Genomic DNA, 23,076 nt, shown 5'->3' on the forward strand with positions numbered 1-23,076 from the left:
TGACCCGCGTCAGGCGGCGACGGTGATCTCCAGCGCGGCCCGGCCGGCCTCGGTGAGCTCGGCCGGCACCCGCCCGGCGGCGGCTTCGACGGCGGGCCGCAGGTAGCCGCCGTGGGCGAGCGCGTGGGCGGTCATCTGATCGCAGCAGGCGAATCCGTCGATGAACAGGTCGGGCTCGCAGCTGCACGACATCTGCGCGCGTCCCGCCGCCACCGCCCTCAGCATCGCCATCGCGCGGTGGGTGAGCTCGACTCCTGAACCGGACACCGGATCGCCTTTCTCCTCGAAACCGCTACGCATAGTCATTCGCCCGTTGGGCCGATTGTGTTACTTACGGCACTATGACGTTTCGGGTGCGAGTGAGGTTCCGCCGGGTCTCGGACCGGTTCGGGAGCGGCCGGACGTCAGCCGTCGGCGAGCCGCAGCTCCAGGGTGCGCGCCCACTCGCGCACGATCTGCCTCCGCCGGCGCGTGTCGTCCGTCAGCAGGTTCGCCAGGCCGAGCCCGCGGCCGAGGTCCAGGGTGGCCTGGACCAGCTCGCGCACCCCCGGCCGGGACTCGTCGACGCCCAGCAGCTCCACCGTCACCCGGTGCGCCTCCCGGCCGACCCTCGCCTCCAGCGGGACCAGCACGTCGCGCAGGGCGTCGTCGGTCGCCGCGACCGCCCACAGCTGGAGGGCCGCGCGGAACAGCGGGCCGGTGTAGAGGTTCAGCACCATCTCGACGACGCGCTCGATCCGGGACGCGCCGGTCGGCAGGTCCGCGGCCTGGGCGCGCAGCTCGTCGATCTGGGACTGCCCCAGCAGGTCGACCGCCGCCACCACGAGGTCCTCGCGCGCCGGGAAGTGGTGCTGGGCGGCGCCGCGGGAAACGCCGGCGCGCTCGGCGATCCCGGCCACCGTGACGCCGTGCCAGCCGCGCTCGCCGAAGCTGTCGAGCGCGGCCTCGATCAGCCGCCGCCGCGTGGTGCGGCTGCGTTCCTGCTGGGGTTCGCGGACGCCGGTCAAGCCGGGTCCACCCAGAAGTCGAGCTGCAGGTCTTCCTCCGCGGTGTCCCCGACGCGGTACTTGGCGAAGTCCGTGACACCCTCCGCGCGCAGCACCTCGTCGTCGAGGAAGAAGTTCCCGGTGACCTCCCGGCTCGGCTTGGTCAGGATCGCGTACGCGGCGTCGGCCATGATCTCCGGTGTCCGGCTGCGCGACGCCAGTTCCGCGCCGACGACATTGCGGATCGCCGCGGTGTCGATCGTGGTGCGCGGCCACAGCGAGTTCGCCGCGATGCCGTCCTTCTTCAGTTCGGCCGCGAGCCCGACGGTCACCAGGCTCATCGAGTACTTCGCGATGCTGTACGCGAGGTGCCCGGCGGTGAACCACTTCTCGTCGAGGCTGATCGGCGGCGACAGCGTCAGGATGTGCCCGTTGGCTGCCTGCTTCAGGTGCGGGATGGCCAGTTTGGACAGCAGGAACGTGCCGCGCGCGTTGATGTCCTGCATGAGGTCGTAGCGCTTCATGCTGACCTGCTCGGTCGGCGTCAGGTCGATCGCGCTCGCGTTGTTCACGACGATGTCGATGCCGCCGAACTGCTCGACGGTCTTCGCCACCGCCGCGGCGACCCCGTCGTCGTCGCGGACGTCGCCGAGGATCGGCAGCGCGTGTCCGCCCGCCTTCTCGATCGCCTCCGCCGCCGTGTAGATCGTGCCCGGCAGCTTCGGGTGCGGCTCGGCCGTCTTCGCCAGCAGCGCGACGTTCGCGCCGTCGGCGGCCGCCCGCAGCGCGATCGCCTCGCCGATGCCGCGGCTGCCGCCGGACATGATGATCGTCTTGCCGTCCAATCCAGCCATGTAAAACCTCCGTGAGGAAGTGCCGCTTTCACGTGAAAGCGACGCTTCGGGGTCTGTAGTCAGTAGGACTTGGGGAGGCCGAGGCTGTGCTGACCGACGAAGTTCAGCACCATCTCCCGGCTGACCGGCGCGATCCGGCCCAGCCGGACCGCCGTGACGAGCGTGCCGAGACCGTACTCGGTGGCGAGGCCGTTGCCGCCGTGGGTCTGGACGGCCTGGTCGGTCGCGCGGATGGCCACCTCGGCGGCGGCGTACTTGGCCATGTTGGCCGACTCCCCCGCGCCGAAGTCGTCGCCGGAGTCGTAGAGCGACGCCGCCTTCTGCGTCATCAGCTTCGCCAGCTCCAGCTCGATCTTGATCTCGGCGAGCGGGTGCGCGAGGCCCTGGTGGGTGCCGATCGGGGCGCCCCAGACCTGCCGCTCGTTCGCGTAGCCGACGGCCTTCGCCAGCGCGTACCGGGCGATGCCGAGGGAGAATGACGCGCCCATGATGCGTTCCGGGTTGAGGCCCGCGAACAGCTGCGCGATCGCCGCGTCCTCCTCGCCGACCAGCGCTTCGGCCGGGAGCTTGACGTCGTCGAGGAACAGCGAGAACTGGTTCTCCGGCGCGATGATGTCCATCGGGATCTTCGTGTACTCGAAGCCCTCGGTCCCGGTCGGCAGGATGAACAGCGCGGGCTTGAGCCGGCCGGTCTTCGCGTCCTCGGTGCGGCCGACGACGAGCACGGCGTCGGCCTCGTCGACGCCGGAGATGTAGACCTTGCGTCCACTGAGGACCCAGCCGTCGCCGTCGCGCTTGGCGGTGGTGGTGATCTTGTGCGAGTTCGACCCGGCGTCCGGCTCGGTGATCGCGAAGACCATCCGCTTGCTGCCGTCGGCGATGCCCGGCAGCCACTGCTTCTTCTGCTCTTCGGTGCCGAAGCGGGAGATGACGGTGCCGCAGATGGCCGGCGAGACGACCATGAGCAGCAGCGGCGAACCCGCGGCGGCGAATTCTTCCAGCACCGCGGCGAGGTCGGCGATGCCCGCGCCCCCGCCGCCGTACTCCTCGGGGATGTTGACACCGAGGTAGCCGAGACGCCCGGCCTCGTCCCAGAGTTCGTGCGTCTTCTCGTCGGCGCGGGCCTTGCGGGCGTAGTACTCGTGCCCGTACTTGGCGCCCAGCTCGGCGACGGCCTTGCGAAGCGCGATCCGCTCCTCCGGCTCGATGAAGTTCATGGCGTTCATTCTGCTTCTCCCACCACCGCGAGGATCGTGCCGACTTCGACCTGTTGTCCGACCGTCACCGGCAGCTCCGCGACCACGCCGTCGGCGGGCGCGGCGATCCGGTGTTCCATCTTCATCGCTTCGAGCCACAGCAACGGGTCGCCCGCCTTGACGGGGTCACCGGCCTGGACGGCGAGCCGCACGACCGTGCCGGGCATCGGCGCGACCAGCGACCCGGCGGCCAAGGCCGCGTCCGGGTCGGCGAACCGCGGCTCGGCCTTCAGCGCCACCGAGCCGAGCGCGGAGTCCACGTAGGACACACCGTCGTGCCGGGCGACGTCGAACGCGCGCCGCACCCCGGCGACGTCCAGCACGACCCGCCCCGGCTCGGCGCTGACCAGCTCGGCCTCGAACCCTTCCGCGCGAAGGCCGTCCCGCGTGAGCGAGTAGACGACCTCGTACTCGCGGTCGGCCACCGTGAAGACCTTGCGCTGCCCGGCCGAACGGACATTGCGCCAGCCGCTCGGCAGCCTGCGCTGGGTGGTCGCCGACGCCCGGTTGCCCGCCGCGTCCGCCAAGGCCGCCGCGAGGGCGGACAGCCGTTCGGTGTCCACTGTGGCCAGCGGCGCGGCGAGGGTGCCGAGGCCGTGGCGGTCGAAGAACGCCGTGTCGGTCTCCCCCGCCAGGAACGCCTCGTGGCGCAGGATGTTCACGAGGAGGTCGCGGTTCGTGACGACGCCGTGGATCTTCGCCGCCGCCAAGGCCTTCGCGAGCCGCCGGGCGGCTTCGGCGCGGGTCGGCGCCCAGGTGATCACCTTGGCGAGCATCGGGTCGTAGTGGACGCCCACCACCGAACCGGTTTCGAAGCCGGAGTCGAGCCGCAGACCGGGCCCGTGCGTGAACGAACGGTCCACATCGGGCAGTTCGAACGTGTGCAGCGTGCCGCTCTGCGGCTGCCAGTTCGCCGCCGGGTCTTCGGCGTAGAGCCGGACCTCGATGGAATGCCCCACCGTGGGTGGCGGGTCGGCCGGGAGCCGCTCGCCCTCGGCGATCCGTAGCTGCAGCGCGACGAGGTCGAGGCCGGTGACGTTCTCGGTGACCGGGTGCTCGACCTGCAGCCGGGTGTTCATCTCGAGGAAGTAGAACCGCCCGTCCGGTCCGGCGAGGAACTCGACCGTGCCCGCGCCGACGTAGTCGATCGCCTTGGCGGCCTTGCGCGCGGCTTCGAACAGCTCCTCGCGCATGGCGGCGTCGACGAACGGCGACGGCGCCTCTTCGACGACCTTCTGGTGCCGGCGCTGGATCGAGCACTCCCGCTCCCCCACCGCCCACACCGTTCCGTGCTGGTCGGCCAGCACCTGGACCTCGATGTGGCGGCCGGTCTCCAGGTACCGCTCGCAGAAGACGGTCGGGTCGCCGAACGCCGACCCGGCCTCCGCGCTCGCGCCTTCGACCGCCTCGGCCAGCTCGTCGAGGGAGCGGACCACGCGCATGCCACGGCCACCACCGCCCGCGGACGCCTTGACCAGCAACGGCAGGTCGTCCTCGGTGACCGAAGCCGGGTCCAGTTCGGACAGCACCGGGACTCCGGCGGCGGCCATCAGCCGCTTGGACTCCACTTTGGAGCCTATGGTCTCGATGGCCTCCGGCGGCGGCCCGACCCAGGTCAGCCCCGCGTCGAGCACGGCGCGGGCGAACGTGGCGTTCTCGGACAGGAAGCCGTAGCCCGGGTGGACGGCGTCGGCGCCGGTCTCGGCCGCGGCCTTCACCAGCAGCTCGGCCCGGAGGTAGGTCTCGGACGGCGCGTTGCCGGGCAGCCGCACGGCCGCGTCGGCCTCGAGGACGTGCGGCGCGGCGGCATCGGCGTCGGAGAACACCGCCACCGTGCCGATCCCGGCGTCCCGGCAGCTTCGGAAGACGCGGCGGGCGATCTCGCCGCGGTTGGCGACCAGCAGGTTCTGGATCATCGCTCACTCACATCCGGAAGACGCCGAAGCCCTCGGCGCCCTTCACTGGTCCATTGTGGATCGCGGACAGGCTCAGGCCCAGCACGGTGCGGGTGTCGCGCGGGTCGATGATGCCGTCGTCGTAGAGCATGCCGGAAAGGAACATCGGCATCGACTCGGCTTCGATCTGGCCTTCCACCATGGCGCGCATGGCCTTGTCGTGCTCTTCGTTGTACTCCTGGCCACGACTCTCGGCCGCCGCGCGGGCCACGATGGACAGCACGCCAGCCAGCTGCGCCGGGCCCATCACCGCGGACTTCGCGCTCGGCCACGCGAACAGGAAGCGGGGATCGTAGGCCCGGCCGCACATGCCGTAGTGCCCGGCGCCGTAGGACGCTCCCATGAGGACGGACAGGTGCGGCACCTTCGAGTTCGACACGGCGTTGATCATCATGGCGCCGTGCTTGATGATGCCGCTCTGCTCGTACTCCTTGCCGACCATGTAGCCGGTCGTGTTGTGCAGGAACACCAGCGGCGTGTCGATCTGGTTGGCCAGCTGGATGAACTGCGCGGCCTTCTGCGACTCCTCGCCGAACAGCACGCCCTGCGCGTTGGCCAGCACGCCGACCGGGTAGCCGTGGATGCTCGCCCAGCCCGTCACCAGCGAAGAGCCGTAGAGCGGCTTGAACTCGTCGAAGTCGGAGCCGTCGACGACGCGGGCGATGACCTCGCGCGGGTCGAAGGGCACCTTGAGATCGGTCGGGACGATCCCGAGCAGGTCCTCGGCGTCGTAGAGCGGCTCTTCGTAGTCCGGCTTCGGCGTCGGACCCTGCTTGGTCCAGTTGAGCCGCTTGATGATGTTCCGGCCCAGGCGGATCGCGTCCTGCTCGTCGACGGCCAGGTAGTCGGCCAGGCCCGAGGTCCGCGCGTGCATCTCGGCGCCGCCGAGCGACTCGTCGTCGGACTCCTCGCCGGTCGCCATCTTGACCAGCGGCGGCCCGCCGAGGAACACCTTCGCGCGTTCCTTGACCATCACGACGTAGTCCGACATGCCCGGCAGGTACGCGCCACCGGCGGTGGAGTTGCCGAAGACCAGCGCGACCGTCGGGCAGCCCGCGGCCGAGGCCCGCGTGATGTCGCGGAAGATCCGGCCGCCGGGGATGAAGATCTCCTTCTGCGTCGGCAGGTCCGCGCCGCCCGACTCGACGAGGTTGATCGACGGCAGCCGGTTCTGCGCGGCGATGTCCGCCGCCCGGAAGGACTTCTTCGTCGTCCACGGGTTGCTCGCGCCACCCTTGACCGTCGGGTCGCTGGCCGAGATCAGGCACTCGACGCCTTCGACGACCCCGATGCCGGTCACCAGGCTCGCGCCGACGCGGTAGTCGGTGCCCCACGCGGCCAGCGGGGACAGCTCCAGGAACGGCGAGTCCTGGTCGAGCAGCAGCTCGATCCGCTCGCGGGCCAGGAGCTTGCCGCGCTTGCGGTGGCGCTCGACGTACTTCTCGCCGCCGCCGGCCACGGCCTTGGCCTGCTCGGCGTCGATCTCGGCGAGCTTCTCCAGCATCGCCTCGCGGTTCGCGCCGAACTCGGCGGCCCGCGTGTCCACTGTGGACCTCAAGGTAGTCACGAGGTGTATCCCAATCGCTTCGCGGCCAGGCCGGTGAGGATCTCGGTGGTGCCGCCGCCGATGCCGAGGATCCGGACGTCGCGGTAGTGCCGCTCCACTTCGGACTCGCGCATGTAGCCGAGCCCGCCGTGCAGCTGGACGGCCTCGTTGACCACCCATTCGGCAGCCTCGACGGCGGTGTTCTTCGCGAAACAGGCTTCGGCGATGACCTCTTCCCCGGACACGTGCCGGATCGCGGCCTGCCGGGTGTAGACGCGGGTGACGTCGATCTTCCGCGCCATCTCGGTGAGCTTGTGCTGCACGACCTGCCGCGAGATGAGCGGCCTGCCGAACGTCTCGCGCAGCCGGCACCAGTCCAGCGTCAGGTCGAGCGCCCGCTGGGCGTGCGCGTACGCCTGCACCGCCAGCGAAAGCCGTTCGGTGACGAACTGGGTGGCCACCTGCGCGAACCCGCTGTTCTCGGCGCCGATCAGGTTCTCCACCGGCACCCGGACGTCCACGTAGGACAGTTCGGCGGTGTCGGAGCAGAGCCAGCCCATCTTCTCCAGCTTGCGCGACACGGTGAACCCGGGCGTCCCGCGCTCGACGACGATCAGCGAAAGCCCGTGGGCGCCGTCGCCGCCGGTGCGCACGACCGTCGTGACGAAGTCCGCGCGGCAGCCGGAGGTGATGTAGGTCTTGGCGCCGTTGATGACGTATTCGTCGCCCTCGCGGACGGCGGTGGTCCGGATCCCGGCGACGTCGGACCCGCCGTCGGGTTCGGTCACGGCCAGTGAACCGATCTTGTCGCCGGCCAGCGTCGGGCGGACCCAGCGTTCGATCTGCACCGGGTCGTTCGCTTCGGCGATGTGCGGGACGGCGATGCCGCAGGTGAACAGCGACGCGAAGAGCCCGCCGGACCCGCCCGCGTAGTGCATCTCCTCGGCGACGACCAGCGCGTCGAGGTAGTTGCCGTCGCCGCCGCCGATCTCCTCGGGGAAGGCGACGCCGAGCAGGCCCAGCTCGCCGGCCTTGCGGTGCAGGTCGCGCGGCAGCTCGCCGGCACGCTCCCAGTCGTCGAGGTGCGGCAGGACTTCCTGCTCGACGAACTTGCGGACGGTCTTGCGCAGCTCGGCCCGTTCGGGCGTCCGGAAGGGATCGGTCACAGGAGCACCTCGGGGACGTCGATTTCACGGGAGCGCAGCCATTCGCCGAAGGCCTTGGCCTGCGGGTCGAACCGCGCCTGCGACGCGACCCCCTGGCCGAGGATGCCCTCGACGACGAAGTTCATCGCCCACAGGTTGGGCAGCAGGTAACGCGTCACCGGCAGGTCGGCGGTCTCGGGCAGCAGCAGCTTGAACTCGGCGACGGTCAGCCGGTGCACCAGCCAGCGCCACGCCGCTTCCGAGCGCACCCAGACGCCGAGGTTGGCGTTGCCGCCCTTGTCGCCGCTGCGAGCCCCGGCGATGGTGCCCAGCGGGACGCGGCGCACCGGCCCGTGGTCCAGGGGCTCGGGCTGCGCGGGCTCGTCCACATCGGACAGGTCCTGAGTGGACGTCGAAGGCGCTATGTCGACTCGCATCCCGTCCGGCAGCACGGCCACGTGCGGGACCTTTTCCGCGGCCACGTAAGCCGCGGTGTAGACGCCGTACGGCGAGGCGTCCGACGGCGGCGCGGTGACGTGGAACCCGGGGTAGCTCGCCAGCGCCAGTTCGACGGCGGCACCGGTGAACGCACGCCCGGCCACCTTCGGGTCGGCGTCCTTGACGGCGACGTGCAGCAGCGCGCTGGCCGTTTGCTCGGTGTCGGCGTCGGCGTGGTCGGTCCGGGCGAGGGTCCACCGGACGTCGGCGGGCGGCCGGTCCTTCATGGACGCTTCGAGCTGTTCCCGCACCAGTGCGGCTTTCGCTTCGATGTCGAGTCCGGTGAGGACGAACGTCGTCTCGTTGCGGAACCCGCCGAGGGTGTTCAGCGCGACCTTCAGCGTCGGCGGCGGCGCTTCCCCGCGGACGCCGGAGATGCGGACGCGGTCCGGCCCGTCTTCGGTGAGCGACAGCGTGTCGAACCGGGTCGTCACATCGGGCCCGGCGTACCGCGCGCCAGTGATCTCGTACAGCAGCTGGGCTTTGACCGTGCCGGTGTTCACCACTCCCCCGGTGCCCGGGTGCTTGGTGATCACGCTGGAGCCGTCGGCTTCGATCTCAGCGATGGGGAATCCCGGCACGCCCAGGGAATGCTCGGTGAAGAAGGCGTAGTTGCCGCCGGTGGCCTGGGCACCGCATTCGATGACGTGCCCGGCCGCGACCGCGCCGGCGAGGGCGTCGAAGTCGTCGCGAGCCCAGCCGTAGTGCGCGGCGGCCGGGCCGACGATGACCGAGGCGTCGGTGACGCGGCCGGTGACGACGACGTCGGCGCCCGCGTTGAGACACTCGACGATGCCCCACGCGCCGAGGTAGGCGTTGGCGGTCAACGGTTTCCCGAGGTCCAGCTCGTCCGCGCGGGCCACCAGGTCGTCGCCTTCGACGTGCGCGATCTTGACGTCGAGGCCGAGCTTGGCCGCCAGTTCGCGGAGCGCGTCGGCGAGCCCGGCCGGGTTGAGCCCACCCGCGTTGGCGACGATCTTGACGCCCTTTTCCCGCGCCAGACCGAGGTTCTCCTCCATCTGGCGCAGGAACGTCTTGGCGTAGCCCCGGTTCGCGTCCTTCATCCGGTCGCGGCCGAGGATGAGCATGGTCAGCTCGGCGAGGTAGTCGCCGGTCAGGACGTCGAGGGGGCCGCCAGTGAGCATCTCGCGGACCGCGGAGAACCGGTCGCCGTAGAAGCCGGACGCGTTGCCGATGCGGTAGGTCATGCGAACTGCCCCGGCTTCCGGCCTGCCCCGGGCGGCCCGGCGAAGGCCTGCGCGATGCCGAGCCACTCTTCGACGTCGGCGCCGTGCGCGACCAGGTCGGTGTCGGCCGGGTGCCGCCGCTGCGTGACGACGAGGCAGAAGTCGAGCGCGCTGCCGGTGAGCTTCTGCTCGGCGTCTTCGGGACCGAACGTCCAGGTGGCGCCGTCCGGCGCGGTGAGTTCGACGCGGAACTCCTCCGCGGGCGGGGCCAGGGAGTTGACCTTGTAGGCGAAGTCGCGGGTGCGGGTGCCGAAGCGGGCGATGTGCCAGATGCGGGCGGTCGGCTCGCGGGTGAGCCCGAGGGCGTCGAAGACGTCCTGGCCGTGCGCCCAGGTCTCCATCATCCGCGCGGTCGCCATCGAGGCGGCGCTCATCGGCGGGCCGTACCAGGGCAGCTTCTGCCCGTCCGGCACCGCGGCGAGCGCCTCGGCCAGCGCGGCCCGGCCGTCCCGCCAGTCCGCGAGGATCTCCGCGGGCGGCCGCCGCGCCCCGGCCTCGGCGCCGTCGTCGACGTAGGTCTCCCCCGCCTTGAGCAGCTCCTCGACCTCGGCCTGCCAGTCTTCCGGGTGCGCCGCCGCGATCAGGGCCTTGCGGTCGGTCCAGGCCAGGTGCGCGATCTGGTGCGCGACGGTCCAGCCCGCCGCCGGCGTCGCCCGCGCCCAGTCCGGCGCCGGCAGGTCCGCCACCACGTCGTCGATCGTCCGTGTCTCCGCGTCGAGATCCCCGAGGATCACGCCGAGATCCGCCATCCGCCGCCTCCTTGCGTCCTGGCGCCCAGCGTCGCACCGGCCGCCGGAAAAATCAAGCACGCCTGATTGTTTCGCCCCGGACGCTGCGGAGCCACTATTGACATCTTGCCAGTAGCGTCGGACTGCAATACTTTCCTGACCATGGCCGACTACGCCGAGATCACCTACGCCGTCGCGGACCGGATCGCCACGGTGACGCTGAACCGCCCCGAGGCGCGCAACGGCTACACGATCCGGATGGCCGACGAGCTCGGCGCGGCGATGGACCGCGCGGACCGCGACGAGGACGTCCGCGTGGTCGTGCTGACCGGCGCGGGCAAGGACTTCTGCGTGGGCGCCGACCTCTCGCAGGACGGCTTCGACTTCGACCCGTCGACCGGCCCGGACGCGGCGTGGCAGGAGCCCGCCGGCCGGTGCTCGAAGCGGATCTTCGCGATGAACAAGCCGGTGATCGCGGCCCTGCACGGCGCGGCGGTCGGCGGCGGCGTCACGATCACGCTGTCGTGCGACTACCGGCTCGCTTCGGAGGACTCGCGCTTCGGCTTCGTGTTCACCCGACGCGGCATCTACCCCGAAGGCGCGTCGGCGTGGTTCCTCCCCCGGCTCGTCGGCATGGGGACGGCGCTGGACTGGATGATCAGCGGCCGGGTGTTCCCCGCGGCCGAAGCGCTCGAAAAAGGCCTGGTGCACAAGGTTTTCCCGGCCGGGACGGTCCTCGACGAGGCCTACGCGCTGGCCCGCGAGATCGTCACGGCGACGGCGCCGGTGTCGGTCGCGGTGACCCGCCAGCTGCTCTACCGGATGGCGAGCGCGGCATCGCCGTTCCCGGTGCACGAACTGGATTCGCGGCTGATCGGCGGCCTGGGCGCGAGCCCGGACGCCGTCGAAGGCGTCATGTCGTTCCTGCAGAAGCGGCCGCCGGAGTTCGGCATGCGCGTCGACAAGGACCTGCCCCCGTACCTCCCTTGGTTGGACGCATGAGCCTCTACCCACCGCAGCCCTGGCACCTGACCGCCGACGCGCGGGTCTCGATCTGGCGCGTGCCGCCGTCCGCTCTTCCCGCGCTGCCCGCGGAGCCTTTGATGGTGGCCGGGATGGCGTCGGTGTTCACGGCGTGGATCGACTACACCCCGCCGGGGCAGCTGTCCTACCACGAGCTGCTGGCGGCGGTGTCGATCAAGGCGCGCCGGGCGTCGTGTTCGATCACGGAGATCTGGGTCGACAGCGAGGCGTCGATGGCCGGCGGCCGCGAGCTGTGGGCGATCCCGAAGGGCCTGGCCACCCTGGACTTCACGAGCGGCCCCGCCTTCACGGCGACCGCGGCGACGTCCGGCGACTGGATCGCGACGGCGGCGTTCAAGCGCCGCCCGGGCCTGCCGCTGCGGGTCCCGACGTCGTTCGAGGTGGTCCAGGAGCGCGACGGCCTGCTCCGGACCCCGGTGGGCGCGAAGATCCGGCCGCGCCCGGCGTCGGCGGACTGGAGCTTCAACCCGGACGGCCCGCTGGGCTACCTCGACGGCCGCCGCCCGGTGGCGAGCCTGGAGCTGCCTTCCTCGGAGTTGCGCTTCGGCGCCTGAGCCCGGCCCGCATGTCAGGGTCCCGGCGAAGTCGCCCGGCCGCATGGCCTGCGCGGCGTCACGGGATGTCGTGAAAGGGTCGTTCATGTCGTCTGGCGAGATGAACGACCCTTTCATGACATCGCGGAGGGGCGGATCGGCCGCGCTGCCCGACTTTGCCGGGGGCCCGCCACCCGCGCACCCGACCGGACCACCCGCCCACGCGGTCTGAACTGCGCCTCTCGGTGATCACGTAACCCGCCAGGGTGAGCACGCGACACGCCACCCGTTGGGGCACGTGCGGCCCCCAACCCCTACATGTAGTCTCTGGTGACCGGCAGCCCCCAGCGACGGGGAGACCGCTGCAGAGGGTCGCCGGGCAGCTTTGAAGAACCTGCAGCGCACGGCCTCGTGAGGCCGTGCGGCGATCCGACGCGCCCAAATTTGGAGACACGCATGTCAGTCGAAACCGGTCAGCGGCCCTCCGCGACCGACACACCCACCGCGATCCGGGTCATCCGGCGGGACGGCAGCGTGTCGCCGTTCGACGCCGGGAAGATCTCGGTCGCGCTGACGAAGGCGTTCCTCGCGGTCGAGGGCGGCGACGCCGCCGCGTCCTCCCGCGTGCACCACGTCGTCGCGGAGCTGACCCAGCAGGTCGAGACCACCCTGCTGCGCCACGCCGGCCCCGAAACCGCCCTGCACATCGAGCAGATCCAGGACATCGTCGAGCTCGCCCTGATGCGCGGCGAGCACCACAAGGTCGCCCGCGCCTACGTCCTCTACCGCGAGGAGCGCAGCAAGGCCCGCGAGGCCGCCAAGCCCGCCACCACCGAAGCGACCCTGAACGTCAAGGGCGCCGACGGCGTCCTGCGCCCGCTCGACTGGGCCCGCGTGTCTCACGTCGTGGGCGAGGCCGTCGCCGGGCTCGAGGACGTCGAAGCCGAGCCGGTGCTGGCCGAGGCCAAGCGCAACCTCTACGACGGCATCAGCGCCGACGAGCTGGCGCTGGCCCAGGTGCTGGCCGCCCGCGTGCTGGTCGAGCAGGAGCCGAACTACTCGTTCGTCTCCGCCCGCCTGCTGCTGGACAAGCTGCGCGGCGAGGCGCTGAGCTACCTGGCGGGCAAGCCGCGCCAGGCCAGCCAGGACGAGATGGCCGGTGAGTACCCCGCGTACTTCCGCGCCTACCTGCGCCGCGCGGTCGAGCTGGAGCTGGTCGACGGCGAGCTGCTGCGCTTCGACCTGGACAAGATCACCGCCGCGATCCGGCCCGAGCGCGACCTCGACTTCGGGTTCCTCGGCCTGCAGACGCTCTACGACCGGTACTTCCAGCACCACGAGGGCATCCGCTTCGAGCTGCCGCAGGCGTTCTTCATGCGCGTCGCGATGGGTCTCGCCATCCGCGAGAAGGACAAGGAAGCCCGCGCGATCGAGTTCTACGAGCTGCTCTCCAGCTTCCACTTCATGGCGTCCACCCCGACGCTGTTCAACTCGGGCACCACGCGCCCGCAGCTGTCGTCCTGCTTCCTGACCACGGTGGACGACGACCTGGACTCGATCTTCCAGGCGTACAAGAACAACGCGCTGCTGGCCAAGTACTCGGGCGGCCTCGGCAACGACTGGACCCCGGTCCGCGGCCTCGGCGCGCACATCAAGGGCACCAACGGCCAGTCCCAGGGCGTCGTGCCGTTCCTCAAGATCGCCAACGACACCGCCGTCGCGGTCAACCAGGGCGGCAAGCGCAAGGGCGCGGCCTGCGCGTACCTCGAGACGTGGCACGTGGACATCGAGGAGTTCCTCGACCTGCGCAAGAACACCGGTGACGACCGCCGCCGCACCCACGACATGAACACCGCGAACTGGGTGCCCGACGAGTTCCTCCGCCGCGTCGAGGCCAACGCCGAGTGGACGCTGTTCTCGCCGAACGAGACGCCGGACCTGCACGACCTGTACGGCAACGAGTTCGCGCAGCGCTACCGCGAGTACGAGGCGATGGCCGCCCGCGGCGAGATCAAGGTCTTCCGCAAGATCCGCGCGGTGGAGCTGTGGCGCCGCATGCTGACCATGCTGTTCGAGACCGGCCACCCGTGGATCACGTTCAAGGACCCGTGCAACCTGCGCTCGCCGCAGCAGCACGTCGGTGTCGTGCACTCGTCCAACCTGTGCACCGAGATCACGCTGAACACCAACAGCGAAGAGGTCGCGGTCTGCAACCTCGGCTCGGTCAACCTGCTCAAGCACGTCACCCCCGAGGGCCTGGACACGAAGCGCCTCGAGAAGACCGTGCGCACGGCCGTCCGCATGCTGGACAACGTGATCGACATCAACTTCTACACGATCCCGGAGGCGCGCCGCTCCAACCTGCGCCACCGCCCGGTCGGCCTGGGCATCATGGGCTTCCAGGACGCGCTGTTCGAGATCGGCGTCCCCTTCGCCTCCGAAGAGGCCGTGAAGTTCGCCGACGTCTCGATGGAGCACCTCTCCTACTACGCGATCTCGGCGTCGACCGACCTCGCCGAGGAGCGCGGCCAGTACCAGTCGTTCGAGGGATCGCTGTGGAGCAAGGGCATCCTGCCGATCGACTCGCTGCAGCTGCTCATCGACGCCCGCCAGGGTGACGCCCTCGACATCGACACCTCGTCCACCCTGGACTGGGCGCCGCTGCGCGAGCGCGTCAAGACCGTCGGCATGCGCAACTCCAACGTGATGGCGATCGCGCCCACCGCGACGATCTCCAACATCTCCGGCGTCGGCCAGTCGATCGAGCCGCTGTTCCAGAACCTGTTCGTCAAGTCGAACATGTCCGGCGACTTCACCGTGGTCAACCCGCACCTGGTCCGCTCGCTCAAGCAGCGCGGCCTGTGGGACGAGGTCATGGTGTCGGACCTGAAGTACTTCGACGGCAGCCTCGGCCAGATCGACCGCGTCCCGGACGACCTGAAGGCGTTGTACGCCACGGCGTTCGAGATCGAGTCGAAGTGGATCGTGGACGCCGGCTCGGTGCGCCAGAAGTGGATCGACCAGGCGCAGTCGCTGAACCTCTACATCGCGGCGCCGAGCGGCCGCAAGCTCGACCAGCTGTACCGCTACGCGTGGCACAAGGGCCTCAAGACCACGTACTACCTGCGCGCGCAGTCCGCGACGCACGTGGAGAAGAGCACCCTGCGCGGCACCGACGGCAAGCTGAACGCCGTCTCGGCCACCCCGGCCGTCGCGGCCCCCGCGGCCACCCCGGCCCCGGCGCCCGCGCCCGCTCCGACGCCCGCTCCCGCCCCCAAGCCGGAGCCCGACGTCGACTTCGTGGCCACCGAAGGCGCCGCCTGCCGCATCGACGACCCCGACTGCGAAGCCTGCCAGTAAAGGAATCCCTGCACAGATGACGAACGTGGAGACGACGGACGCGACCGGCCTCGGGGAGATCGAGGTCGGCGCCGCCCGGATCAACGTCGACGACAAGCGCATGATCAACGCGCGCGCCGACGTCAACCAGCTGCTGCCGATGAAGTACAAGTGGGCGTGGGAGAAGTACCTCGCCGGCTGCAACAACCACTGGATGCCGACCGAGGTCGCCATGCAGGCCGACATCGCGCTGTGGAAGTCGCCGGACGGCCTCACCGAGGACGAGCGGCAGATGCTCAAGCGCAACCTCGGCTTCTTCGCGACCGCGGAGTCCTTGGTGGCCAACAACATCGTGCTCGCGGTGTACCGGCAGATCACCAACCCCGAGTGCCGCCAGTACCTGCTGCGCCAGGCGTTCGAGGAGGCCGTGCACACGCACACCTTCCAGTACATCTGCGAGAGCCTCGGCCTGGTCGAGGGCGAGCTGTTCAACATGTACCGCGAGGTCCCGTCCATTTCGGACAAGGACGCGTGGGCGCTGAAGTACACGCAGAACCTGGAGAACCCGGACTTCGAGACCGGCACGCCGGAAGCCGACCAGGCGTTCCTGCGCGACCTCGTCGCGTTCTACGTGATCTTCGAGGGCATGTGGTTCTACACCGGCTTCGCGCAGATCCTGTCGCTGGGCCGCCGGAACAAGATGGTCGGCATCGCCGAGCAGTACCAGTACATCCTGCGCGACGAGTCGATCCACCTGAACTTCGGCATCGACTGCATCAACCAGATCAAGATCGAGAACCCGCACCTGTGGACCGAAGAGTTCCAGGCCGAGGTGCGCGGGATGCTGCAGGAGGCGTGCGAGCTGGAGGTCGCGTACGCGCGCGACACCATGCCGCGCGGCATGCTGGGGTTGTCGGCGCAGCTGTGCGAGCAGTACATGCACTTCATCACCGACCGCCGCGCGCAGCAGATCGGGCTGGCCCCGATCTTCGGTGAGACCGAGAACCCGTTCCCGTGGATGTCCGAGGCGATGGACCTGAAGAAGGAGAAGAACTTCTTCGAGACCCGCGTCATCGAGTACCAGTCGGGCGGCGCCCTCGACTGGGACTGAGCCCGGACGACGGCTCGGCCACGCCACCGGCGAACCGGGGCGTGGCCGAGCCGTCCGGCCGCTCAGCCGAACGTGCGGTCGAGTTCCTGCCCCGCCTTCTCCAGCGCCTCTTTCGCCGAAGCGTCCTTCCGCTCGAGGTAGTTCGCCGCGGCGATCAGGTACTCCCCCACCTCCACCACCTGGTTCGCGGTCGCGTCGACGGTGCCCGCCAGATCGTCGCGAACCTGGCTCCACTGCGGCCACGAGCCGGTCGGCCCGAGGCCGATCGCCCGGCCCCCGCTCAGCTCCGGGCGTTCCCACGTCGCGCTCGTCGAGTAGACGTCGCGCACTCCCCTGGCGACGGCGCGGAGCTCCTCGCCCAGTTCGTCCGCGAACGTCTTCCCCGCGTCGCGCAGGCGCTCGAACTCGACGCTGATGTCGACGTCGAGGGGCTTGTCCTGGTGGGAGTCGGACCGGACGTCGCTCAGGTCCATCGTGAAGTACGTCTTGTAGGTGTTCGCTTCCGCGTTGTACACCGTGTGGTCCCCGATGTGCGCGTGAGCGACGCCGAGCACGTCGGCACTGTCGCTTTCGTCGAGCTGGACCTGGGTCTCGAGGTCGAGGAGCTGACCGCTGTCCAGCGTGTCCGCCACCGCCTGGATGATCTCCTCCGCGGTGGCCCCGTCGATCGCCGCCGGGATGTCGAACACCTCCTTGGACTCGTCCTCGATCTTGCCGAGGATCTCGTCCGCTCCGGCCAGGATGAGTCCCGTAGCCGCCAGGCCGATGCCCACCGCATCGGCCACCGGGATCAGTCCCATGGCGCCGACGACCCAGCCGGCGCTCTTGATCATGGCCTGGGTGGTGCCGCCGTCGCCCGTGAAATCCATTCTGCGCGTGGCCTGCCTGCCGATTTCCATGACACCCTCCCGGGTGCTCTGCCACATGTTCCCGAGGCCCTCGAGCTGGGCGGCCAGCATTTCGCCGAGGATGTAGAGGTTCAGGAGGGTGCCCTGCAGCGGGATGACGAACCGGTCGATCGGGCCGTTGATCTGCGGCGCCCACATCCGCGCGGGCGGGGTGGTGCCCTGCGCTCCCGGATCGTGGGCGACGAGACCGAGCGTGCGGCACGCCAGGTAGTAGGACTCACCCGGAACGTTGACGACACCCAGCGGCTTGATCGCGTCGCGCAGCCGCGTGGCGGCCTCCCAGAAGTCCTTCTCGTACGGGATCCGGTCGGGCTCGCCCCAGCCGGTGAAGATCTTGTCCACCCGCTGCGCCCACTTCGCGTAGAGGCCTTGGACCCCGGACGCCTCGGCGTTCCCCGGGTCCGCCCACACGTCGAATTCGGCGACGCGGTTGCCCTGGTAGTCCTCCTGCCACGCCGTCCGGTGCTTCGTTTCGGTGCGGGTACGGGGAACCGGCGGGAAGTGGTGGTGGGTCATCCACCGCGGCGGTTCGTACCCGGGCTCGTTTTCCCGGTCGTGGAAGGTTTCGTCGTGGTCGAACGAGACGCGGTAGCCGCCGTCCGCGTTCCCGGTGTAGCAGCACATCGGATTCTTGCCGAGGGTCCGGTCCCAGATCTCGCGGTTGATCGCGGATCTGACCAGCCCCCACTTCATCGTCTCGATGCCTTCTCGCGTAAAGGATTCCCGACGTTCGTTGGCCATGGCTCCCCGTCCCCCAGACGACCACGGCGCCGAAGATCACTTCCCCGGCCGGCAGCCGCGGTGCGGGCACTATACCCCGAAACGTCCGTTTCGGGCGGGGATTCGCACCGGTGGTCAATACGCGTAGCGGCGCACCTTCTCCGGGTGGAGGACCAAGCGGAGCTGGTCCACAGCCAGGATTTCCTTCAGCCCGGCGGCGCGGCCGGGGTCGCCGAGGTCCCAGTAGCGGGCCGCCAGGCGCCCGGCCAGGTCGTGGGCGCCGTCCGGTTCCAGGGAAACGGTGCCCTCGGCCGAAACCCAGCGTTCGCGCTCGCCCACCGGGGCCGCCACGACGAGTGACGCGCGCGGGTTCCGGCGGAGGCGGCGGACCTTGGGTGCGTCCGGTTCCGAGAACAGCTGCAGCGTGCCGTCCGCCGTCGCCTCGAACCAGACCGGGCGTGGCTGGCCGCCCGCCACGGTCAGGAAGCCGTGCAGCGGGCGCCGGAGGAAGTCGAGGTCCGTGGGGGTCAAGGTGTCCATGCCCCGATTCAACCTGCCCCGCTCGGACGATCCCATGGGTGAAAAGCCGGATCTCCTGTGCGATCGTCTGAAGGGTGGACGTACTGGGTGACCTCTTCCGCGGTGTGCGAGCCCACGGCTCGCTCTTCGGCAGCTCCGCGCTCTCCCCGCCCTGGTCGCTGCGCTTCGTCGACGGCGCGCCGCTCACCCTCTGCACCGTGCTCGACGGCGCCGGCTGGGTCGTGCCCGAAGACGGCCCGGCCGAGCCGTTGCGGGCCTACGAGACCGTCGTCGTGCGCGGGCCCGGGACCTTCCGCTTCGTCGACGAGGTCGGCACGCGCGCCGAACCCGTCGACTGCGGGGAGTTCTGCGCCGTGCCCGAGCAGGGCGGGACGCGGCACCGGCGGGGCTGGTACGACCCCGGCGACGGCGGCACGACCCTGATCGTCGGTGCCTACCCGGTCGGCGGGGAGATCAGCCGCCCGCTGCTGGACGCGCTGCCCGTCGTGCTGCGCGTGGACGGCGGGCGCACCGGGGACGCCGTCCTCGACCACCTCGCCGCCGAGGTCGCCGCCGACACGCCGGGGCAGCAGGTCGTGCTCGACCGGCTGCTCGACTGGATGCTCGTCTGCACGCTGCGCGAGTGGTTCGACCGGCCCGGCGGCGAGCCCCCGGCGTGGTGGACCGCGCAACGCGACCCCGTCGTCGGCCACGCGCTGCGGCTGCTGCACGACGAGCCCGCGGCGCCGTGGACCGTCGGCGCGCTCGCGAGCCGGGCCGGCGTGTCGCGCTCGACGCTCGCCAAGCGCTTCGCCGAGCTGGTGGGCGAACCGCCGCTGACCTACCTCACCCGGCGTCGCATGACGCTGGCGGCCGATCTCCTCCGCGAGCGGGACGGCGTGAGCGTCGCGGCCGTCGCGCGCGAAGTCGGGTACGCGGACCCGTTCGCGTTCAGCGCGGCGTTCAAGCGGGTCCGCGGCGTCAACCCGAGCGCGGTGCGGAAGCGGCGACCACCCGAAAAGACGGCGACCCAGGTGTTGTCAGGTCGTCAACAAGGGTGCATCGTGGAGGGGTAGCCGATCTCGACGGGGAGATGGTCACTTTGCCGGGCACCGTGAGCCGAGCCACCGAAGCACTGCGTGAACGCGTGCCGCCGTTGACGGCACTTCCCCTCCCCCGCGGCGTCGACGAGCGCTGGCTGCGGTCGCGCTGGCCGGTCAAGGAACTCGCGACGCCGCCCGCGGGCAGCGGCCTCAAGCCGGTGCTCGGCGACGAAGGCCCGCCGGTGGTCGGGCACATGCTCGAGATGATGCGCTTCGGCCCGGCGTTCGGCCTCCGGCGCTACGAGCTCTACGGCCCGGTCTCCTGGACCGCCGGCTTCGGGCGCCGGATCGTCGCGCTGTCCGGGCCGGAAGCCACCCAGATCGCGCTCGTCAACAAGGACAAGGCGTTCTCGCAGGAGGGCTGGAAGTTCTTCATCGAGAAGTTCTTCGAGCGCGGCCTGATGCTGATGGACTTCGGCGAGCACCACCTGCACCGCCGGATCATGCAGGAGGCCTTCACCCGGCAGCGGCTGACCGGCTACGTCAACGAGATGGGCCCCGCGCTGCGCGAAGGCGTCGCGAGCTGGGGTTCGAGCGAGCGGCCGCGGCTGTACTGGGCGCTCAAGCAGCTGACCCTCGACGTCGCGACGCGCGTGTTCATGGGCATGCGCAGCGGCGCCGGCGCACACCGGATCAACCGCGCGTTCGTCAACTCCGTGCGCGCCGGCACGGCGTTCGTGCGCTTTCCCGTGCCGGGCGGGCGCTGGTCGGCCGGCCTGCACGGGCGGCGCGTCCTCGAGCGCTACTTCGGCGAGAACCTCCCCGCCAAGCGGGCTTCCGACGGCGACGACCTGTTCTCCGCGCTCTGCCACGCCACCACCGAGGACGGCGACCGCTTCACCGACACCGACATCGTCAACCACATGATCTTCCTGATGATGGCCGCGCACGACACGACCACCATCACCAGCAGCGCCATGGCCTACTACCTGGCCAAGTACCCCGAGTGGCAGGAACGCGCCCGCGCGGAGTCCCTCGCGCTGGGCGACGACGTCCTCGACATCGACGCCGTCGAGAAGCTCGAAACGCTCGACCTGGTGATGAAGGAGGCGCTGCGGCTGGTCGCGCCGGTGCCGTCGCTGACCCGCCAGACGGTCAAGGACACCGAGGTGCTCGGCCACTACATCCCGGCGAACACGCTGGTCGGCGTGTCGCCGACGGTCAACCACTTCACGCCGGAGTGCTGGACGAACCCCTTCGAGTTCGACCCGGAGCGGTTCGCCGAGCCGCGCCGCGAGGACAAGTCGCACCGGATGGCGTGGATGCCCTTCGGCGGCGGCGCGCACAAGTGCATCGGCCTCCACTTCGGCGGTCTCGAGGTGAAGTTGCTGATGCACGAAATGCTCCGCGCCCACCGCTGGTCGGTTCCGGAGAGTTACACCGCGAAGTGGGACTACGTCTCATTGCCGGTCCCGGCCGACGGTTTACCGGTGCGGTTGACCCCTCGCTGACGCAGGTCGCGTCTACCACGGCATACACGCCGTGACAAGATGTCACCTCATGTGGACACTCGTTCACTCGTTCAGCCGGTAGACACCCCGTGACCCGCATGATGGCGTGGCATCGGTCGCGGGCGAGGGGTACCCGGTGTGGCTGTGCACCCCCTGGCACCGCGGCTGAACTGGCCTGACCTGCGCGTGAAGAGGTGGAGTGTGCCTGAGCCCGGAGCCGCGCCAGGACTGCTGGACGTGGCCCGCCGGTGGGCGGCGACGTTGGCCGACACCAAAGGAGTAACACTTCCCCCGGAGGAGCTCGAACCGCTCCTGCTGGAAGTCGCGAACGAGGCGGCCGTCCACGCCGGCTCCCGGCACGACGGCGCGCTGCTGCGGTTCTCCGCGCTCTACGCCGCGTCGCCGATGGGGATCGCGCTGGCCGACCCGGACGGCGACATCGTCGAGGCCAACCTCGCGCTCGGCCAGCTGCTCGGCTGCTCGCCGGAAAAGCTGCGGGGCAGGCACCTGACGGACCTCGGCTCGACCGACCACGACGTCTCGCGGCTCAAGGCGGGGCTGGAGCAGGTGCGCACGGCGCGCGAGCGGTACCAGGAGCGGATGCTGCTCGACCACGCCGAGGACGGGCAGCTCTGGACCGACGTCACGCTCGCCCGGCTGCCCGGCGACAAGCCCGGGTCGGTCTACCCGGTGCTGATGGTGTCCGACGCGAACGAGCTGCACCTGCTGCAGGAACGGCTGCTGCACCAGAACGTGCACGACCCGCTGACCGGGCTGCCGAACGCGTCGTCGTTCACGACCAAGCTGGAAGCCGCGCTCGGCGCCGGCGCGCGCGACGACATCGCGCTGATCTACCTCGACGTCGACGGCTTCAAGGTGATCAACGACGGCCTCGGCGCCGGCGTCGGCGACCAGGTGCTGCGCGGGGTGGCGGGCAAGCTGTCGGCGGTCTTCACCGGGCACCACGACGGGTTCGTCGCGCGCCTGTCCGGCGACGGCTTCGCGGTGCTGCTGCGCGGCGAGCTGGCCGCCACCGAGGTCGTGACCCTGGTCGAGCGCGCGCTGGAGGACCTCAACGAGCCGATCTACCTGGGCGGGCACGGCATCGGCGTCAGCGCGAGCGCGGGCATCGTGGTGCGCGCGGCCGTCGAGGGCGGCGCGGCCGAGCTGCTGCGGGCGGCGGAGATCGCGCTGCACCGGGCCAAGGAGGCAGGCAAGGCGCAGTGGATGCTGTTCGACCCGGAGCTCGACGCCCGCGACCGCGGCCGCTACCAGCTCGGCGCGGTGATCGCCGGCGCGCTGGAGAACGGCGAGTTCTCGCTCGTCTACCAGCCGACCGTCCGGCTCGCCCGCACCGAAGAGCTCGCCGCGGTCAACGCGGGGCTGCGGTGGAACCACCCGGAGAAGGGCGAGCTGAGCTCCGACGAGTTCTACCCGCTGGCCCAGACGACGGGCATGACGGTGCCGCTCGGCCGCTGGCTCCTGGCCGAGTCCCTGGCGGCGACGGCCCGCTGGCACGCCCGCTTCGGCGACGCGGCCCCGGACGTCTGCGTCCGCCTGCCGACGCGGCTGGCCATCGACCCGGACCTGGTCCTGCTGGTGAAGGAGCAGCTGGACAAGCACGAGCTGCCGGCGAAGGCCCTGCGCCTGTGCACGGACCGCGACTCGGTCCTCGACCCGGGCGGCGAGGTCCTGGAGTCGTTCGCGGTGCTGTCCGACCTCGGCGCGCAGCTGGTCCTGACGATTTCGGGCTCGGCGGACCTGGAGCTGATCCCCCAGCACCGCCTCCCGATCCGCCACGTGATCCTGTCCGGCCCGGTGGTCGACGCGCTCGACGCGGACGAGCCCGCGGAGGCGGACATCCGGCACCTGACCCAGCTGATCACCCGCGCCCGCGAGCTGAAGCTGCGGGTGGGCGCGGAGGGCGTCCGCACCCACGAGCAGGCGGCCCGCCTGCGCCAGCTGGGCGTCCTCGCGGCCCGCGGCCCGTTCGTGGCGGACTCGGCGACGGGCGACGAGGTCGACGAGCTGATCGCGCGGCACCCGGGCTCCTGACCAAAGCGCCCCAATGTGGCCTTCGGTGCGTCACACGCACCCAAGGCGGCCTTCGGTGCGTCAGACGCAACCAAGGCC

18 protein-coding genes are annotated in these 23,076 nt (G+C 70.5%); 7 read left to right on the forward strand and 11 right to left on the reverse strand.

The window, feature by feature from the left end; genetic code table 11:
• Positions 1 to 9 precede the first annotated feature (9 nt).
• The 9 genes from EIY87_RS20645 to EIY87_RS20685 form a co-directional block, all read right to left on the reverse strand.
• On the reverse strand, positions 10 to 267 hold the full coding sequence (locus EIY87_RS20645; RefSeq protein WP_125310609.1) for a hypothetical protein: 258 nt from the start codon (positions 265 to 267) through the stop codon (positions 10 to 12).
• A 137-nt stretch (positions 268 to 404) separates the two neighbouring features.
• Entirely contained in the window at positions 405 to 1,007 is a 603-nt protein-coding gene (locus EIY87_RS20650) for a TetR/AcrR family transcriptional regulator (protein WP_125310611.1), read from the reverse strand.
• Positions 1,004 to 1,840, reverse strand: coding sequence for an SDR family oxidoreductase (locus EIY87_RS20655; protein WP_125310613.1), 837 nt, complete (start codon positions 1,838 to 1,840; stop codon positions 1,004 to 1,006). The genes EIY87_RS20650 and EIY87_RS20655 overlap by 4 nt, the downstream gene beginning before the upstream one ends.
• Before the next feature lie 59 nt (positions 1,841 to 1,899).
• On the reverse strand, positions 1,900 to 3,066 hold the full coding sequence (locus EIY87_RS20660; RefSeq protein ID WP_125310616.1) for an acyl-CoA dehydrogenase family protein: 1,167 nt from the start codon (positions 3,064 to 3,066) through the stop codon (positions 1,900 to 1,902).
• The gene (locus EIY87_RS20665) at positions 3,063 to 5,012 is read right to left on the reverse strand and encodes an acetyl/propionyl/methylcrotonyl-CoA carboxylase subunit alpha (RefSeq protein WP_125310618.1); all 1,950 of its coding nucleotides are present in this window, start codon (positions 5,010 to 5,012) and stop codon (positions 3,063 to 3,065) included. The genes EIY87_RS20660 and EIY87_RS20665 overlap by 4 nt, the downstream gene beginning before the upstream one ends.
• A 7-nt stretch (positions 5,013 to 5,019) precedes the next feature.
• Positions 5,020 to 6,618 (reverse strand): acyl-CoA carboxylase subunit beta, encoded by a 1,599-nt coding sequence (locus EIY87_RS20670; protein ID WP_191984197.1) that lies wholly within the window; start codon positions 6,616 to 6,618, stop codon positions 5,020 to 5,022.
• Positions 6,615 to 7,763, reverse strand: a complete 1,149-nt coding sequence (locus EIY87_RS20675) for an acyl-CoA dehydrogenase family protein (RefSeq protein ID WP_125310621.1) — start codon at positions 7,761 to 7,763, stop codon at positions 6,615 to 6,617. Before EIY87_RS20675 ends, EIY87_RS20670 begins: the two co-directional genes overlap by 4 nt.
• The gene (locus tag EIY87_RS20680) at positions 7,760 to 9,448 is read right to left on the reverse strand and encodes an acyclic terpene utilization AtuA family protein (RefSeq protein WP_125310623.1); all 1,689 of its coding nucleotides are present in this window, start codon (positions 9,446 to 9,448) and stop codon (positions 7,760 to 7,762) included. Before EIY87_RS20680 ends, EIY87_RS20675 begins: the two co-directional genes overlap by 4 nt.
• Positions 9,445 to 10,236, reverse strand: coding sequence for a TIGR03084 family metal-binding protein (locus tag EIY87_RS20685; protein WP_125310625.1), 792 nt, complete (start codon positions 10,234 to 10,236; stop codon positions 9,445 to 9,447). Before EIY87_RS20685 ends, EIY87_RS20680 begins: the two co-directional genes overlap by 4 nt.
• Positions 10,237 to 10,377: 141 nt before the next feature.
• Between EIY87_RS20685 and EIY87_RS20690 the strand changes: the two genes are divergently transcribed.
• The 4 genes from EIY87_RS20690 (at position 10,378) to EIY87_RS20705 (ending at position 16,242) form a co-directional block, all read left to right on the forward strand.
• Positions 10,378 to 11,217 (forward strand): enoyl-CoA hydratase-related protein, encoded by an 840-nt coding sequence (locus EIY87_RS20690; protein ID WP_125310627.1) that lies wholly within the window; start codon positions 10,378 to 10,380, stop codon positions 11,215 to 11,217.
• Positions 11,214 to 11,813: an acetoacetate decarboxylase family protein gene (locus tag EIY87_RS20695; protein WP_125310629.1), complete on the forward strand. Its 600-nt coding sequence runs from the start codon at positions 11,214 to 11,216 to the stop codon at positions 11,811 to 11,813. Before EIY87_RS20690 ends, EIY87_RS20695 begins: the two co-directional genes overlap by 4 nt.
• Before the next feature lie 435 nt (positions 11,814 to 12,248).
• Positions 12,249 to 15,152, forward strand: a complete 2,904-nt coding sequence (locus EIY87_RS20700; protein WP_125310631.1) for a ribonucleoside-diphosphate reductase subunit alpha — start codon at positions 12,249 to 12,251, stop codon at positions 15,150 to 15,152.
• A gap of 16 nt (positions 15,153 to 15,168) precedes the next feature.
• Entirely contained in the window at positions 15,169 to 16,242 is a 1,074-nt protein-coding gene (locus EIY87_RS20705; protein ID WP_125310633.1) for a ribonucleotide-diphosphate reductase subunit beta, read from the forward strand.
• 62 nt (positions 16,243 to 16,304) lie between these two features.
• On the opposite strand, the gene EIY87_RS20710 is transcribed toward EIY87_RS20705, so the two are convergent.
• Both EIY87_RS20710 and EIY87_RS20715 read right to left on the reverse strand, forming a co-directional pair.
• On the reverse strand, positions 16,305 to 17,891 hold the full coding sequence (locus EIY87_RS20710) for a hypothetical protein (protein ID WP_125310636.1): 1,587 nt from the start codon (positions 17,889 to 17,891) through the stop codon (positions 16,305 to 16,307).
• A gap of 114 nt (positions 17,892 to 18,005) precedes the next feature.
• Positions 18,006 to 18,410 (reverse strand): pyridoxamine 5'-phosphate oxidase family protein, encoded by a 405-nt coding sequence (locus EIY87_RS20715; RefSeq protein WP_125310638.1) that lies wholly within the window; start codon positions 18,408 to 18,410, stop codon positions 18,006 to 18,008.
• A 74-nt stretch (positions 18,411 to 18,484) separates the two neighbouring features.
• On the opposite strand from EIY87_RS20715, the gene EIY87_RS20720 reads away from it, so the two are divergent.
• The 3 genes from EIY87_RS20720 (at position 18,485) to EIY87_RS20730 (ending at position 22,998) form a co-directional block, all read left to right on the forward strand.
• Entirely contained in the window at positions 18,485 to 19,465 is a 981-nt protein-coding gene (locus tag EIY87_RS20720; protein WP_125310640.1) for an AraC family transcriptional regulator, read from the forward strand.
• 17 nt (positions 19,466 to 19,482) lie between these two features.
• Positions 19,483 to 20,943, forward strand: coding sequence for a cytochrome P450 (locus EIY87_RS20725; RefSeq protein WP_125310642.1), 1,461 nt, complete (start codon positions 19,483 to 19,485; stop codon positions 20,941 to 20,943).
• Between the two features lie 237 nt (positions 20,944 to 21,180).
• Complete coding sequence (locus tag EIY87_RS20730; RefSeq protein WP_125310921.1) at positions 21,181 to 22,998, forward strand: putative bifunctional diguanylate cyclase/phosphodiesterase; 1,818 nt, start codon at positions 21,181 to 21,183, stop codon at positions 22,996 to 22,998.
• The last annotated feature ends 78 nt before the right edge of the window (positions 22,999 to 23,076 follow it).

The organism is Amycolatopsis eburnea (genome assembly GCF_003937945.1).
GTDB lineage: Bacteria > Actinomycetota > Actinomycetes > Mycobacteriales > Pseudonocardiaceae > Amycolatopsis > Amycolatopsis eburnea.

Bases quoted from the DNA above. Each gene is read 5' to 3' on its own strand.
- EIY87_RS20685 (WP_125310625.1), bottom strand. From the start codon at position 10,236: ATGGCGGATCTCGGCGTGATCCTCGGGGATCTCGACGCGGAGACACGG.
- EIY87_RS20705 (WP_125310633.1), top strand. From the start codon at position 15,169: ATGACGAACGTGGAGACGACGGACGCGACCGGCCTCGGGGAGATCGAG.
- EIY87_RS20680 (WP_125310623.1), bottom strand. From the start codon at position 9,448: ATGACCTACCGCATCGGCAACGCGTCCGGCTTCTACGGCGACCGGTTC.
- EIY87_RS20660 (WP_125310616.1), bottom strand. From the start codon at position 3,066: ATGAACGCCATGAACTTCATCGAGCCGGAGGAGCGGATCGCGCTTCGC.
- EIY87_RS20715 (WP_125310638.1), bottom strand. From the start codon at position 18,410: ATGGACACCTTGACCCCCACGGACCTCGACTTCCTCCGGCGCCCGCTG.
- EIY87_RS20665 (WP_125310618.1), bottom strand. From the start codon at position 5,012: ATGATCCAGAACCTGCTGGTCGCCAACCGCGGCGAGATCGCCCGCCGC.
- EIY87_RS20710 (WP_125310636.1), bottom strand. From the start codon at position 17,891: ATGGCCAACGAACGTCGGGAATCCTTTACGCGAGAAGGCATCGAGACG.
- EIY87_RS20695 (WP_125310629.1), top strand. From the start codon at position 11,214: ATGAGCCTCTACCCACCGCAGCCCTGGCACCTGACCGCCGACGCGCGG.
- EIY87_RS20655 (WP_125310613.1), bottom strand. From the start codon at position 1,840: ATGGCTGGATTGGACGGCAAGACGATCATCATGTCCGGCGGCAGCCGC.
- EIY87_RS20690 (WP_125310627.1), top strand. From the start codon at position 10,378: ATGGCCGACTACGCCGAGATCACCTACGCCGTCGCGGACCGGATCGCC.
- EIY87_RS20725 (WP_125310642.1), top strand. From the start codon at position 19,483: ATGGTCACTTTGCCGGGCACCGTGAGCCGAGCCACCGAAGCACTGCGT.
- EIY87_RS20700 (WP_125310631.1), top strand. From the start codon at position 12,249: ATGTCAGTCGAAACCGGTCAGCGGCCCTCCGCGACCGACACACCCACC.